The following is a 15,216-nucleotide window of genomic DNA, read 5'->3' on the forward strand; positions in this document are numbered from 1 at the left end:
CCCGGCCGCGCGACCGCATCCAGGCCGCTGACCTGCGACGACACCGTTCTGTACGGCTTCCTGGTGTATCACAGGCGTGCTGGTCAGAGGGGCCGAGTTGTTGTTGGATGTCTCCCCATGAGCCGACCCGGACCCGACGAGACGCGGGGCACGAGCCCAGGCGCTCTCCTCGAGCCCGAGCGCGCGGTGGTGCCGTTCATGGGCCGCGGGCGGGAGCTGGCGGAGCTGCGGTCGTGGGTGCGGTCGCGGGAACCGGTGGCGCTACGGCTGCTGTGCGGGCTCGGCGGGGTGGGCAAGACGCGCCTGGCGCTCGAGCTCGGCAAGAGCCTTCGGCGCACCGGATGGACGGTGGTTCACGTGCCGCCGGGTGCGGAGGTCGCCGCGGTCTCCGCTGCCTCGGACATGCGCCGTGTCCTGCTGGTCGTCGACGACGCGGCGTCCCGCCCCGGCCTGTCCGCGATGCTCGACGCCATCGGGTCCACCCGGTCCCGGGGGCGCCTGCGCGTCCTGTGCACCGCCCGCAGCGGCGGGCAGTGGTGGCGCAGGGAGCGGTGGACCAGCCAGCTGTGGGCCGGCCGCACGCCGCCCGTCACCCAGATGGCGCTGGAGCCGGCCCTCGACCGGACCCTCGACGTCGCCTTCGACCCCGCCCTCGGGCTGGAGATCGAGCGCTCGGGGGACCGGCGCGCGCTCGTCGAGGCAGCGGCCACGCGCTTCGCCAGGGCGCTGGGCCGCCCGGTCCCGCGGCTGCGGTTCCAGGCGGAGCCCGACCAGCAGGTGCGCGCGCTGGACCTGTACGCGGCAGCGCTGGCGACGGTGCTCGACGGCGGCACCGACGTCGTCGACCCGGTGGGCGCCCTCGACCGGGTGCTCGACCACGAGCGCGCCCGGTGGGCGGGCTCGGACGTGGACGCGGGGTTCGCGCCGGGCGCCGCCGAGGCGGCGCTGGCCATGACGACGCTGCTCGGCGACCCTACGGACGAGGGCATCCACGCCGCGCTGCGCCGGGCCGGCGCGGAGCCCGTCACGGGCCCGACGGCGGACGCCGTGGCGTGGGTCCGCGCGCACCTGCCGGCGGTCCCGCGGCTGGCGGAGCTGCTCGTCCTGCGCACCCTGGCGGCGTCCGAGGAGCTCACCGCCGCCTGCACACGCGACCTGGCGCCGGGGGAGGCGTTCGCGATGCTGGCGTTCGCGACCGAGATGGGGCTCGACCGGCCGGTCGCCGAGCGCGACGTCACCCGCGAGCTGATCGAGGCCGCGGCGTCCGCCCTGCCCGCCGGACGGCCGGCGGACCTGCCCGCGCTGATGCGGGCCTCCCGCCGGCTGCCCCGCTCGTCGGGCCCGCTGGCCGTGCCGGTGCTCGACCGCCTCACGCACCGCGTGGCTGACCTCGCCCGGGCGACGGGCAGCGACGCCGAACATGGCGAGGCGCTCACCGACCTCGGCATGGTGCTGATCGCCGAGGGCGAGCCCGACGCCGCGATCGGCGCGCTGCAGGAGGCGGTGGGCCTGTGGCGCGGCCTCGCCTGGGGAGACGAGAACCGGTACCGGCCCGCGCTGTGCACGGCCCTGAACAGCCTCGGGATGGGGTACCGGGCGGTGGGCAGGCACGGTGACGCCCTCGCCGTGCAGGAGGAGGTGATCGACCTGTGCCGCCAGTTCCCGCCGGGCGACGGGCTGTGGGCGGACGCCGAGCACGCGCACGCCCTGCAGAACGCGGGCGTGTCCTACACGGAGCTCGGCCGGGTCGGCGAGATCGAGGTGGCGCAGCGCGCGTCGCTCGAGATCTACCGCCGCCTCGCGGAGGGCGACCCCGTCCAGTACGAGCCGCAGGTCGCCGCTGTGCTGGGCAACTTCGAGGCCCTCACCGAGAGCGGGCGGCCGGAGGACGCGCTGCCCGCGAACGCCGAGGCGGTCGCGATCCGCCGCAGGCTCGCCGCCGCCCGCCCCGAGCACCTCGGGGAGCTGGCCTGGTCGCTCGGCCAGCTCGGCACCACCCTGGAGGCCCTCGGGCGGTACGAGGAGGCGGGCGTGGTGCTCGTGGAGGCGCTGGAGCTCCAGCGCGGCCTCGCCAAGGAGAACGCGCGCGGTACCCGCCCCGACCTCGCCGGCGCGCTCTCGGCGCTCGGTGCGCTGTACTCGACCACCGGCCGCGCCGACGAGTCCCTCCGGCTGGAGCGGGAGGCGCTGGAGATCCGGCGCGACCTCGCCGGCGAGCACCCCGACCGGTACCTGCACTACCTCGCGCACTCGCTGTCGAACCTCGGCGTCACCCTGGCCCGGCGCGGCAGGTACGACGAGGCGGTGCTGCTGGAGGAGGAGGCGGTGGTCATCCGCCGCGGCCTGGCGGGCGAGAACGCCCGCTCCCTGAAGTATCTCGCGCAGTCCCTGTCCAACCTGGGCGTGCGGTACGCCGACCTGGGCCGGTTCGACGAGGCGCTGCCGCCCACGCAGGAGGCGGTCGACATGCTGCGCCGGCTCGTGCGGGAGCAGCCGGAGAAGTACCGCACGGGTCTCGCGGAGGCGCTCGCGAACCTGGGGGCCACCCTGCTCGACCTCGACCGGGCGGCGGCCGCGCTGCCGCCGATGCGGGAGGCGGTGATGATGCGCCGCCAGCTCGTCCTGGAGAACCCGGACAAGCACCGGCCCGACCTGGCGCTCGCGCTCTCCAACCTGGCCAGCGCGATGAGCGCGGTCGGCGACAACGTCGCCGCGCTGGGGCTCGCACGGGAGGCGGTCGACATGCGCCGGCGGCTCGCTGCCGACCTGCCCGAGCGGTACCGGTCCGAGCTGGAGCGGTCCCGGGCGGTGCTGGCGCGGATCGACGCGGCGATCCGGAACCCGACGTCGCTCTAGCCCCAACCCCCGTCGCGCGCAGCCGCCGCGGACCTCCGGTCAGGCGGTTGCCGAGAACTGGGTCCGGTACAGGTCGGCGTACAGGCCCCCGGCGGCGATGAGCTCCACGTGCGTGCCCGACTGGGCCACCCGCCCGTCGGCGAGCACCACTATGCGGTCCGCGGCGCGCACCGTGGACAGGCGGTGCGCGATGACCAGCGACGTCCGCCCGGCGAGGGCCTGGTCGAGCGCGACCTGCACGGCGGCCTCGGACTCCGAGTCGAGGTGCGCGGTGGCCTCGTCGAGCACCACGACGTCGGGCGCCTTGAGCAGCAGCCGTGCGATGGCGAGGCGCTGCCGCTCGCCGCCGGACAGCCGGTAGCCGCGGTCGCCCACCACGGTCTCCAGGCCCTCGGGCAGCCGGTCGACGAGGTCCCAGATGCGGGCCTGGCGCAGCACCCGCTCCAGGCCGGCGTCGGTCGCCTCCGGGCGCACGAACCGCAGGTTCGCCGCCATCGTGTCGTGGAACAGGTGCGCGTCCTGGGAGACGACGCCGACCGTGGCCCGCAGCGACGCGAACGTCACGTCCCGCAGGTCGGTCCCGGCGATGCGCACCGCGCCCGACGTCGGGTCGTACATGCGGCTGACCAGCTGCGAGATCGTCGTCTTGCCCGCGCCGGACGGACCGACGAGCGCCACCATCGAGCCCGCCGGGACCTCGAACGAGACGTCGACCAGCGTGTCCGCCGTCGGATCCTTGCGCTGCCCCGCCACCGACTCCAGGGAGGCGAGGGACACCTCCTCGGCCCGGGGGTACCGGAACGTCACGTCCGTCAGCGAGATCGAGGCGCCCCGCGCGGCGACGGCGGCCCGCAGGTCGACGGCGTCCGGCTTCTCGGCCACCGACGGCTCCAGGTCCAGCACCTCCAGCACCCGCTCGAACGACACGAGCGCCGTCATCACGTCGACCTGGACGTTCGCCATCGCCGTCAGCGGCCCGTACAGCCGCGTGAGGTACGTGGCGAGCGCGACGACCGTGCCGACCGTGAGCTCGCCCGCGATGGCCTGCAGCCCGCCCAGCCCGTACACGCCCGCCACGGCCAGGGACGCGATGGTCGACAGCCCCACGCGGAACCAGGTGCCCAGGAGCGCCGTCCGGACGCCCAGGTCGCGGCGCTCGCGGGCGGGTTCGGCGAACCGCTCGGACTCGGTCGCTGGATCGCCGAACACCTTGACGAGGTGGGCGCCGGACACGTTGAACCGCTCGTTCATGACCTGGCCCAGGTCGGCGTCGACCTCCATGCCGCGGCGGGTGAGGGCGGCGAGCCGGCGGCCGAACCAGCGCGCCGGGAACACGAACAGCGGCACCAGCACGAGGGCGCCGAGAGTGAGCTCCCAGGACATGGTGAGCATCGCCGCGAGCGTGAAGGCGATGGTCAGGGTGTTGGAGACCACCGTCTGCAGGGTCGACGTGAAGGCGCGCTGCGCGCCGAGCACGTCGCCGTTGAGGCGCTGCACGAGCGCACCCGTACGGGCCCGGGAGAAGAAGGCCAGCGGCATGCGCTGGACGTGGTCGAACACGGCGACGCGCAGGTCGAGGATGAGCCCCTCGCCGACCTGGGACGACACGAGCCGGTCCGCGACGGACAGCCCGGCGGCGAGGATCGCGAGCACCGCCGCGGCGCCGGCCAGCAGGACGACGAGCCGGGTGTCACCGCCCGTGATGCCGTGGTCGATGATCCGCTGGAAGAGCAACGGCGTGGCGGCGCCCGCGGCGGCCTCCAGGGCCAGGATCAGCACGAACAGGGTCAGCCGGCCCCGGTAGGGGCGGGCGAAACCGACTATGCGCCGCAGCGTGCCCCGGCCGAGACGCTCGTGGGCGACCGAGCCGTCCTGCGTGAACGACCGCATCGCGCGGCCCCCGCCCATGCTTCCGCCGCCACCGTGCATGCTCACGACTGCATCGTCGCACGCGGCCCGCTACTGGTCCGACCTCTGCGTCCGGAATCGGGTGCTGCTCCGCCCCCGCGCGCACAGGTGACCCGACGGTAGCGGGTTAACCGAGGGTGACCTGGACCACACGGGTGTTACGTGTTCTCCGCAGGCCGTGATAGAAACCCACGATCGGGCGTCTACGCAGGTCGCCCCATACTTCGATGGATGACTCGATGAATATCGACGGGTGGAGGGCCATGTCTGACCTGGAACCGCAGCGGAGCGGAGGTCGCGTGGCGCTGGTGGACCTGACCGGCGCGAAGGACATGACCGCGGAACTGCGCAAGCTGCAGGACCGGTGGGGGCCGGTGGCCCCGGTCGACCTGGAGCCCGGAGTGCCCGGCTGGCTCGTGCTGGGGCACGCAGAGGTCATGGAGGTGATGCGCACCGAGAGCGTCTTCGCGCGCAACCCGCGGCACTGGAACGAGCGCCTGCCGCTGGACTCGACCCTGCACGCGATCCTTTCCCCGGCCGGACGGCGCGCGCTGTACTACGCGGACGGCGCGGACCACCGGCGGCTGCGGCTCCCGGTGGACGAGGCGTTCGCGGGCATCGACGAGGCGCAGACCGCCGCGATGGTGCGAGGTGTGTGCAGCCGGCTGATCGACTCCTTCGCGGCCCAGGGCCACGCCGACCTGATCGGCGGGTACGCCGCGGCGGTCTCGTTCCTGTCGGTGTCGGGCATGTTCGGGTTCGACGAGCGGCAGGGCATCGCCCTGCTGCGGTGCGCGCACGGCATCTTCGGGCACGGGGGCGACTCCGTGACGGCGCTGGCCACCATGGACCAGATCGTTCTCGACCACGTCCTCGCGACGCGGGAGGACCCGGGGAACAACCTGACCGCCCGCTTCGTCGAGCACCCGAGCTTCGAGGACGACACGGAGATCGTGCACTCGATGGTGGTGGCGATCTGCGCGGCCAACGAGATGCTCGTGACGTGGATCGCGGCCACGCTGCGCCGGATGCTCACCGACCCCCGGTACACCGGCCGCGTCACCGGCGTGCGCCGCGGCCTGGACGACGCGATGGACGAGACGCTGTGGAGCGAGCCGCCCGTCGCCAACCTGCCGGCCCGGTACGCGGTGACCGACTGCACGCTCGGCCGGGTACGGATCCAGGCCGGGGACGCGATAGTCATGGGCCTGGCCGCCGCGAACAACGACCCGCGGGTGCGCACCACCGACGACCTGTTCGAGGCGAACAACCGGTCGCACCTGTCGTTCGGCGTCGGGCCGCACGCGTGCCCGGCCAGGCGTCCGGGGCGGCTGGTGGTGAAGATCGCCGTGGAGAGCCTCATGGAGCGGCTCGACCTGCGCCTCACCGATCCCGAGGTGACGTGGGCGCCGTCGCCGTGGTCGCGGTACCCGGCGGTGCTGCCCGTGGCGTTCACGCCCGAGCGGCAGTCCGCGCGTACGCCTGCCCGGGTCTGACGCTCTGGCGCGTCCCTCCCGCCCCCTGGATCCGGCCCTGTCCGACACCTCGTCCGACAGGGCCGGGCCGGAGGGGGCAGGATGGAGCACATGTTTCGAATCGGACTCACCGGAGGAATCGCGGCCGGAAAGTCGGTCGCGACGGCACGCCTGGCCGAGCTCGGCGCCGTCGTCATCGACCACGACCTGCTGGCACGGGAGGCGGTCGCGCCAGGATCGGTCGGCCTCGCCGCGATCGTCGAGGCGTTCGGCGACGGCGTCCTGACGCCGGACGGCGGCCTCGACCGGCCGGGGCTCGGCGCCCTGGTCTTCGCCGACGCGGCCGCCCGCAGCCGCCTGAACGACATAGTGCATCCGGAGGTGCGACGGCTCTCGGCGGAACGGGAGGCCATGTCGGCCGCCGCGGACCCGACCGCCGTCATCGTGCACGACATCCCGCTGCTGGTGGAGACCGGGCAGGCCGAGCACTTCCACCTGCTGGTCGTGGTGCACACGCCCGCCGAGCAGCGGGTGCGCCGGCTCGTCGAGGGGCGCGGGCTGAGCGAGGAGGCCGCGCGCTCCCGGCTCGCGTCGCAGGCCGCCGACGACGAGCGGCTCGCCCTCGCGGACTTCACCCTGGACGGTTCGGGGCGCGAGGACGATCTACGCGCACAGGTGGATACCCTGTGGCAGCGCGTGGCCGAAGAGGTCGCGCAGGAGGCGGAGGCAGACTCCGCGTGATCCGGCCGGCGTGATCCGCACGGCCCGGTGAGGAGCGTGCGCGATGAAGGTACTGGTCACAGGTTTCGAGCCGTTCGGCGGTGACGCCGTCAACTCGTCAGGGGAAGCGGTAACGGCCCTCGCGGCGCGCTGGACGGGTCCGGACGAGCTGGTCACTGCCGTCCTGCCGGTCGAGTTCGACCAGGTCCGCTCGGCCGACGGCTTGTTGCTGCGGCTGCTCGACGAGCACGCGCCCGACGTCGTCCTCGCCGTGGGCCTGGCCGCCGGTGTCACCCAGGTGCGGGTCGAGCAGGTGGCGATCAACCTCATGGACGCCCGGATCCCCGACAACGGCGGTACCCAGCCCGTCGACGCCCCCGTGGCCGACGGCGGCCCCGACGCCCGGTTCACGACCCTCCCGGCCAAGGCCGCCGTCGCCGCCGTCCGCGCGGCGGGCATCCCCGCCGGCGTCACCTACAGCGCCGGGACGTACGTCTGCAACGCCGCGTTCTACGCGCTGCAGCACGCGCTGGCCGAGCGGCCGGGCGTGCTGTCCGGCTTCGTCCACGTGCCGCGCACCACCGAGGAGGTAGGGGGAGACGCCGCGGCGTCCGCGCTGTCGGACGGCGGCGAGCCGCACCTGCCGCTCGAGTCGCTCGTCACCGCCCTGGAGATCGTGGTGCGCACGGCGCTCGCCACGGCCCGCGGCGAGGCGGTGGAGACCGCCGGGGTCGCCGGCACGCTGCACTGACTGGCGGGGCTGGCTGACCGGGAGGGGTGGTGCCGCGTGGGTGACGGGCGGCTGGACGAGGCTCGGCAGGGCGGCAGCGACGGTGCCGGTGACGGTATCGGTGATGGTATCGGCGGCGGCAGAGGGCATGCGGTGGTCGTCGGGGGCAGCATCGCCGGGCTGCTCGCGGCGGCAGCGCTCGCTCGGCACGCCGGGCGCGTGACGATCGTCGAGCGCGACCGCTACCCGGACCGGCCGGAGCCGCGCAAGGGAGTGCCGCAGAGCAGGCACACGCACCTCCTGCTGGAGAGCGGGCTGCTGGCCGTCGAGCGGTTCCTGCCCGGCCTCGAGGCCGAGCTGGTGGCCGCCGGGGCGCTCCAGGTCCGGTCGCCCACCGAGTTCCTGCAGAACATGCGTGGCCGCTGGTTCGGGAGGGGGCCCGCGACCTCCACGACGCTGTGCCTCACCCGGCCGCTGCTGGAGCACGGGGTGCGGACCAGGGTCCTGGCCCACCCGAGGATCACGGCGGTACAGGGCACCGACGTCGTCGGCCTGACCGGGACGGCCCAGCGGGTCACCGGTGTACGGCTGCGCGAGCGCGGCGGGGAGCGGGCCGGCTCTGATCCGACCGAGCTGCCCACCGAGCTCGCCGCCGACCTCGTGGTCGACGCCTCCGGGCGGTCCTCGCACACGCCCGAGTGGCTGGAGCGTCTCGGCGTGGCCCGGCCCGCCGAGGACCGTGTGGAGTCGGGCATCGGCTACGCCACGCGCGTCTACCGCGACGGCTCGGACGGCGCCCTCACCGACGCCCGCCTCGTGTACCTGGTAGGGGACACGACGGGCGCCGTGATCGTGCCGGTCGAGCCCGCGGGCACCCACATGATCACCTTCGTCACCCCGCGGGGCGAGGCCCTGCCCACCGCGCCGGGGGCGTTCGAGGCGCTCGCCGACCGGCAGCCGCACCCCCTGGTACGGCAGTGGATCGACGAGGCGGAGCCGGTCTCGCCGGTGTACGGGTACCTCAGGACGGAGAACGTGCGCCGGGCGTACGACCGGACGGTCCCGGACGGCTTGCTCGTGACGGGCGACGCGCTGTGCGCGCTGAACCCGGTGTTCGGGCAGGGCATGTCGACGGCGGCGCTCGCGGCCGTCGCGCTCGACGAGAGCCTTGCCGCCGGATCCTCGAACCGCAGGACGCAGACGGCGCTGCTCGCGGCCTCGGGGGATGCGTGGGCCATCTCGACGGGCGCGGACAAGGCGCGCCCCGGAGTCACGGGCAACGCCGCGCACCAGTCCCTCCGCGACCGGTTCACGGGCTGGTACCTGGCCAGGGTGCAGGAACGCTGCGGGGTCGATCCCGACGTCCAGGACACCTTCCGCGAGGTGCTGGCGCTCGTGGCCCCGCCCACCAGGCTGTTCCGGCCCGCGGTCCTCCGGTCGGTGCTCTTCGAGAAGGTCGCACCCGCCGACGCCGCACCGCCGCTCCGGCTGTGAGATCCGGAAGTGAGCCCCGGCCGTGAGGTGACTCGCGCGGGAGTGTCAGTGGTCGGTCGTACCGTAGTCACATGCGACCCGTGACCGATCTGCAGCGCACGGTGGCCCCGTTCGAGGTCATCTCCGAATATCAGCCGGCAGGCGACCAGCCGACGGCGATCGCCGACCTGACCGAACGCGTCCAGGCCGGCGAGAAGGACGTGGTGCTGCTCGGTGCCACGGGTACCGGCAAGTCGGCGACGACGGCCTGGCTCGTCGAGAAGCTGCAGCGGCCCACCCTGGTGATGGCGCCCAACAAGACGCTCGCCGCGCAGCTCGCCACCGAGTTCCGGGAGCTGTTGCCGAACAACGCCGTCGAGTACTTCGTCTCGTACTACGACTACTACCAGCCCGAGGCGTACATCGCGCAGTCGGACACCTATATCGAGAAGGACTCGTCGGTCAACGACGAGGTCGAGCGCCTCCGGCACTCGGCGACCTCCTCGCTGCTGACCCGGCGGGACGTGATCGTGGTCGCATCGGTCTCGTGCATCTACGGCCTGGGCACGCCGCAGGAGTACGTCGACCGCATGGTCCGCCTCGACGTGGGCGACGTCGTGGACCGCGACCAGCTGCTGCGCCAGTTCGTGACCATGCAGTACACGCGCAACGACGTGGCGTTCACGCGCGGGACGTTCCGGGTGCGCGGCGACACCGTGGAGATCATCCCGGTGTACGAGGAGCTCGCGATCCGGATCGAGATGTTCGGCGACGAGATCGAGTCGATCCAGACGCTGCACCCGCTCACGGGTGACGTCGTCCGCAACGAGCAGTCGATCTACGTGTTCCCGGCCACGCACTACGTGGCGGGCCCGGAGCGGATGGAGCGGGCCATCGGCGGCATCGAGAAGGAGCTCGAGGGCCGGCTGGCCGAGCTGGAGAAGCAGGGCAAGCTGCTGGAGGCGCAGCGCCTGCGCATGCGCACCACGTACGACATCGAGATGATGCGCTCGATCGGCACCTGCGCCGGCATCGAGAACTACTCGATGCACATCGACGGCCGCGAACCGGGTACGGCACCCAACACGCTGCTCGACTACTTCCCCGAGGACTTCCTCCTCGTCATCGACGAGTCCCACCAGACGGTGCCTCAGATCGGCGCCATGTACGAGGGCGACGCCTCTCGCAAGCGCGCGCTCGTCGACCACGGCTTCCGCCTGCCGAGCGCCATGGACAACCGCCCGCTGAAGTGGGAGGAGTTCACCGAGCGCATCGGGCAGACGGTCTACCTGTCGGCCACGCCCGGCGACTACGAGCGCTCGCTGTCGGACGGCGTGGTGGAGCAGGTCATCCGCCCCACCGGCCTGGTGGACCCCGAGGTGATCGTGAAGCCGACGACCGGCCAGATCGACGATCTGCTGGGCGAGATCAGGGACCGCGTGGACCGCAACGAGCGTGTCCTGGTGACCACCCTGACCAAGAAGATGGCCGAGGACCTCACGGACTACTTCCTGGAACGCAACGTGCGGGTGCGCTACCTGCACTCCGACGTGGACACCCTGCGCCGCGTCGAGCTGCTGCGCGAGCTGCGGCTCGGCGAGTACGACGTGCTGGTGGGCATCAACCTGCTGCGGGAGGGCCTGGACCTGCCGGAGGTGTCGCTCGTCGCGATCCTCGACGCCGACAAGGAGGGCTTCCTGAGGTCGGGGCGGTCCCTCATCCAGACCATCGGCCGTGCGGCCCGTAACGTCTCCGGTCAGGTCCACATGTACGCGGACAAGATCACGCCCGCGATGCGCATGGCCATCGACGAGACCTCGCGCCGCCGCGAGAAGCAGGTGGCCTACAACACCGAGCGCGGCCTGGACCCCCAGCCGCTGCGCAAGAAGATCGCGGACGTCACCGACATGCTCGCCCGCGAGGACCTGGACACCCAGGAGCTGCTGGCCGGCGGGTTCCGGAACAGCCGCAAAGGCAAGGGTGAGGGCAGGGGCGCGCGGGTCCCCGGCAGCCCGAAGGAGGGCTCGACGACCGGCAACCGGCTCTCCGGAGCCGCCGCGAGCGAGCTGGCCGAGCTCATCCAGGAGCTCACCGACCAGATGCACGCGGCGGCCGCGGAGCTGCAGTTCGAGGTAGCCGCGCGGTTGCGTGACGAGATCTCGGGGCTCAAGAAGGAGCTGCGGCAGATGCAGGCGGCGACGGCGTAGAGCGGGTTCCGAGTTCACCCTTGACCTGGTCACAGGCCCGGAGGACCCTGATCCCGCAGGGGTGCAGCGCACGTCCGGGAGCAGGACAGGCCAGGAGGCCCTGATGCGAGCACTCACACAGGACAGCTATGGCTTGGACGCCCTCGCGGTGCGAGAGGTCCCCGAGCCGCTCCCCGCGAAGGGGCAGGTGCTGGTCCGGGTGAGCGCGGCGGGGGTCAACCCGTACGACTGGCACTTCGCGGCGGGGCAGCCGATGATCGCCCGCCCCATGATGGGCGGGCTCGGCGGTCCCCGTCCGCAGGTCCGGGGCGCCGACCTGTCGGGAGTCGTCGTGGCGGTAGGCCCCGGCGTCACCGCGTTCGCGCCGGGCGACGAGGTGTTCGGGTTCGGGGCCGCGGGAACGTTCGCGGAGCGCGCGGTGGCGAACGCCACCCGGATAGCGCACCGTCCGGTCGACCTCACCCATGTCGAGGCCGCCGCGCTGCCGATGGCGGCCGTCACGGCGCTCCAGTTCCTGCGCGCGGCGGGGCTCACTGCCGGGCAGCGCGTGATGATCACCGGCGCGGGCGGCGGCATCGGCCACTTCGCCGTGCAGATCGCCGCCGCGTGGGGCGCGCACGTGACGGGCGTGTGCAGCACGCGCAACGTGGCGATGGTGCGCGAGCTCGGCGCCTCCGACGTCATCGACTACACGCGCGAGGACGTCACGGCGGGCGAGCCGCGCTTCGACGTCGTCTTCACGAATGCCGGCCGGTACCCGCTGCGCGCGCTCGGCCGCGTCGTTGTGCCGGGCGGGCTGATCCTCACCAACGACGGGAGCAAGGCGGGTCTGTTCGGCTCCATGCCCGACCTGCTGGCGGCGCCGCTCGTGTCGCGGTTCCGCCCGTACCGCGCGATGAGCGTCTCGGCGTCCGAGAACGCCGAGGACCTCGCGGTGCTCGCCCGGATGGTGGACGGCGGCGTGCTGCTCCCGATCGTGAGCGCGACGTACCCGCTCGACCGCGCGGTGGAGGCGATCCGGCAGGTGGCGGGCGCCGGGCACGCGCGCGGGAAGCTCGTGGTCACGCTCTTCTCGTAGGCGGCGACGTACGTCACGTTCGGGAACAAACGTGGTGTCCCGTATGCTTCCCTCCGTTGGAGGGGAGTACCTCATAACGGCTTGGTCGTCATCACAGCTGCCGATGACGTCAGCTCGGCCTGGCCGGCTCGTGGTGCGACAGCGTCTGATCTCGGTCAGGCTGGTGCACGGGCGAGCGAGGAAGACCTCCGGTGCCCTGCTGTACACACCGGAGGCTCGAGGCTGTCGCGCGTTCCTCCCTGTTCCGGAAGGAAACAATGGTCCACGAACTACCCGTGACGTTCGAGGTGATCTCGCTCGGGGCGATGCTCGTCCTGCTGATCGCCGACCTCCTCATCGTCGGCCGTCGTCCGCACGTGCCGTCCATGAAGGAGAGCGCCATCTGGGTGAGCTTCTACGTGGGGCTCGCCGTGATCTTCGGTGGGATCGTCTGGGGCGTCGGCGGCATCACTCCGGCCGCGGAGTTCTACGCCGGCTGGCTCATGGAGTATTCCCTGAGCGTCGACAACCTCTTCGTGTTCGTCATCATCATGGCCCGGTTCGCGGTGCCGCGTGACCAGCAGCAGCGCGTGCTGATGATCGGCATCATCATGGCGCTGATCTTCCGGGCCGCCTTCATCCTCGCGGGTGCGGCCCTGATCGAGCAGTTCACCTGGCTCTTCTACATCTTCGGCGCGTTCCTCATCTACACGGCGATCCAGCAGGCGATGCCCGAGACGCCGGAGGAGCACGACGACTACAAGGAGAACGTCCTCATCCGCCAGATGAGGAAGGTCCTCCCGCTGCACCACCAGTACGACGGCGCGAAGCTGCGGACCACCGTCGACGGCCGCAGGCTCTTCACGCCGCTGATCATCGTGTTCCTGGCCATCGGCTCCACGGACGTCCTGTTCGCGGTCGACTCGATCCCGGCCATCTTCGGCATCACCAGGGACCCGTTCATCGTGTTCGCCACCAACCTGTTCGCCCTGATGGGTCTGCGGCAGCTCTACTTCCTGCTGGGTGGCCTGCTCGACAGGCTGGTGTACCTGCCCTACGCGCTCTCGGCGATCCTCGGCTTCATCGGTATCAAGCTGATCCTCGAGGCGCTGCACACCAACTCGATCTCCTGGATCAACGGCGGCCACGGCTTCCACTGGGCCCCGGAGATCCCGATCTGGCTGTCGCTCACGGTGATCGTCGTGTCACTGGTGGTCGGCACCGTCGCGAGCCTCATCAAGTCCGCGCACGACGAGCGGGTCGAGGCGGCGAAGGAGCCCGAGCCGTCGGAGGAGTCCTCGAAGTAGGTCTCTGAGGCGGCTCGCCACCGACCCGCCACCGACCCGCCACCGACCCGCACAGCTCGGTAGCCGTACAGCAGGCCGACGGCCGCGTCCACCACGGTGGCGCGGCCGTCGGTCTGTGCGGGCCGTCGGTTCAGACGGTCGTGTAGTCGACCTGGATCGAGAAGATGTCGTGGTCGCCGGACCGGAGCGTCCCGGTGAACCCGCTCTCGTGCGCCTCGGGCTCGGTGGGTGCCGACGGCTCGACGTCGACCGTGCAGGTCTGGCCCGCCGCGGCGAGATGATCGGCCTGCAGCCGGAAGCGGCCCGCCTGCCACCGGGCGTCCGGTCCGGCCGCGGCCTCCAGGACGTGGTCGAACAGCGCGAACGTCACGTAGCCCGCCACGGAGACGGGCAGGGCTGGGAACCCGTCGAAGTGGCCCCGGCACATCGCGGCCTCCACTGCCAGCTTGGCCGTGGCGCTGCGGGCGTCTGCCGCGACGTCGACGAGCGGTGCCGGGGCGCTGTACGGGTTGGCGGGCTCCGTCGCGTCCGGGGCCGTGGCCGGGCCCATCAGGCGCCGGAACACGGGCGCCGACATGACGAGGTACTCGAGATCGAGCCGCGCCACGAGGTTTCCGTCGGCGTCGCGCAGCTCGGTCTCGGCGACCGCGCGGTTGCGGCCGGTCATGCGGGCGACCGCGGTCCCGTGGAGCGTGGTCAGCGTCCCGACCGGCGGGTACATCCGGCCCACCCCGCGGTGCGCGAGGTAGTAGTGCCGGCCGTTACCCGGGTTGATGGTGGCGGTGGCGGAGAGACCGAGGATGGCGAGGTGCCGCCCTGCCTCCGCGATGTTGATGAGGGTCGCCTGGCGTCCGGTGGACGTCTGGACCGGGACCGTGGCGGTGGCCAGCCCAGGGGCGGGACTGACCAGCTCGCCGAGCGCGTAGTACGGCGGCGTTACGCAGATATGCGGACTGATGTCCGCGTAGGCCACCGTGGTGCTGTCGACAGAGGTCATGCGGGTGCCTCCCGAACATAGCCAGCAGTGCTCCAACTGGCATCATGTGCATCAGAGGTCGCTCAAGACCATTGCCCGGTCAGGACTCTTTAGTCAAATTTTCCACATGGTGAAGTATTGGCGCCCTACTCCGCGAGGCCGCCGATCACCACGTCCCACTGGCGCACGCTGCGCTCTGCGATGACTCCCCGGACCTGGAACGGGTCGGCGTCCAGGATCTGCAGCGCGTCCTCGGCGGACTCCGCCTCGACGACGACCAGCGCGCCGATCCCGCCGTCGACCGGACCCGAGGCGCGGACGACGCCCTCCGCGTTGAGCCCGCGCAGGAAGTCGCGGTGGCTGGGGCGTACCTCGTCACGGGTCGCCACGTCGTCGGAGTAGGTGTAGCTCACGGCGTAGATGCTCATGGCGCCAGCCTGCCATCACGAGGGCGGGGCGGGTTAATCGAGGGCGGGCCCGGTTAATTCTTGATGAAGTTGCACGTTG

The 15,216-nt window shown here is 72.3% G+C and carries 11 protein-coding genes; 8 read left to right on the plus strand and 3 right to left on the minus strand.

Annotated elements, in window-relative coordinates; genetic code table 11:
• Positions 1–117: 117 nt before the first annotated feature.
• Positions 118–2,856 (plus strand): tetratricopeptide repeat protein, encoded by a 2,739-nt coding sequence (locus tag ACNYC2_RS09460; RefSeq protein WP_419706762.1) that lies wholly within the window; start codon positions 118–120, stop codon positions 2,854–2,856.
• Positions 2,857–2,895: 39 nt separating this feature from the next.
• Here ACNYC2_RS09460 and ACNYC2_RS09465 read toward each other — a convergent pair whose 3' ends face one another.
• A complete protein-coding gene (locus ACNYC2_RS09465) occupies positions 2,896–4,785 on the minus strand; it encodes an ABC transporter ATP-binding protein (protein ID WP_419707806.1) in 1,890 nt (629 codons plus the stop codon).
• A 242-nt stretch (positions 4,786–5,027) separates the two neighbouring features.
• On the opposite strand from ACNYC2_RS09465, the gene ACNYC2_RS09470 reads away from it, so the two are divergent.
• The 7 genes from ACNYC2_RS09470 to ACNYC2_RS09500 all read left to right on the plus strand — a co-directional run bounded on the left by ACNYC2_RS09470 (position 5,028) and on the right by ACNYC2_RS09500 (position 13,733).
• Positions 5,028–6,260 carry a cytochrome P450 gene (locus tag ACNYC2_RS09470; RefSeq protein WP_419706763.1) on the plus strand — a complete coding sequence of 411 codons (1,233 nt, stop codon included), beginning with the start codon at positions 5,028–5,030 and terminating at the stop codon, positions 6,258–6,260.
• A gap of 90 nt (positions 6,261–6,350) precedes the next feature.
• Positions 6,351–6,980, plus strand: a complete 630-nt coding sequence (coaE, locus tag ACNYC2_RS09475) for a dephospho-CoA kinase (protein ID WP_419706764.1) — start codon at positions 6,351–6,353, stop codon at positions 6,978–6,980.
• Positions 6,981–7,023: 43 nt separating this feature from the next.
• A complete protein-coding gene (locus tag ACNYC2_RS09480) occupies positions 7,024–7,710 on the plus strand; it encodes a pyroglutamyl-peptidase I (protein ID WP_419706765.1) in 687 nt (228 codons plus the stop codon).
• 36 nt (positions 7,711–7,746) lie between these two features.
• Positions 7,747–9,183: an NAD(P)/FAD-dependent oxidoreductase gene (locus tag ACNYC2_RS09485; protein ID WP_419706766.1), complete on the plus strand. Its 1,437-nt coding sequence runs from the start codon at positions 7,747–7,749 to the stop codon at positions 9,181–9,183.
• Positions 9,184–9,254: 71 nt separating this feature from the next.
• A complete protein-coding gene (uvrB, locus tag ACNYC2_RS09490) occupies positions 9,255–11,369 on the plus strand; it encodes an excinuclease ABC subunit UvrB (protein WP_377133037.1) in 2,115 nt (704 codons plus the stop codon).
• A gap of 103 nt (positions 11,370–11,472) precedes the next feature.
• Positions 11,473–12,447: an NAD(P)-dependent alcohol dehydrogenase gene (locus ACNYC2_RS09495; RefSeq protein WP_419706767.1), complete on the plus strand. Its 975-nt coding sequence runs from the start codon at positions 11,473–11,475 to the stop codon at positions 12,445–12,447.
• 257 nt (positions 12,448–12,704) lie between these two features.
• Entirely contained in the window at positions 12,705–13,733 is a 1,029-nt protein-coding gene (locus tag ACNYC2_RS09500; protein ID WP_419706768.1) for a TerC family protein, read from the plus strand.
• Between the two features lie 130 nt (positions 13,734–13,863).
• Here the strand turns inward: ACNYC2_RS09500 and ACNYC2_RS09505 are convergent, their stop codons facing one another.
• Together ACNYC2_RS09505 and ACNYC2_RS09510 are read right to left on the minus strand one after the other, a co-directional pair.
• A complete protein-coding gene (locus ACNYC2_RS09505; RefSeq protein ID WP_419706769.1) occupies positions 13,864–14,730 on the minus strand; it encodes a hypothetical protein in 867 nt (288 codons plus the stop codon).
• A gap of 125 nt (positions 14,731–14,855) precedes the next feature.
• Positions 14,856–15,137: a YciI family protein gene (locus ACNYC2_RS09510; protein ID WP_419706770.1), complete on the minus strand. Its 282-nt coding sequence runs from the start codon at positions 15,135–15,137 to the stop codon at positions 14,856–14,858.
• Between the last annotated feature and the right edge of the window lie 79 nt (positions 15,138–15,216).

The organism is Promicromonospora sp. NFX87 (assembly GCF_048564965.1).
In the GTDB taxonomy this organism is placed as follows: Bacteria; Actinomycetota; Actinomycetes; order Actinomycetales; family Cellulomonadaceae; genus Promicromonospora.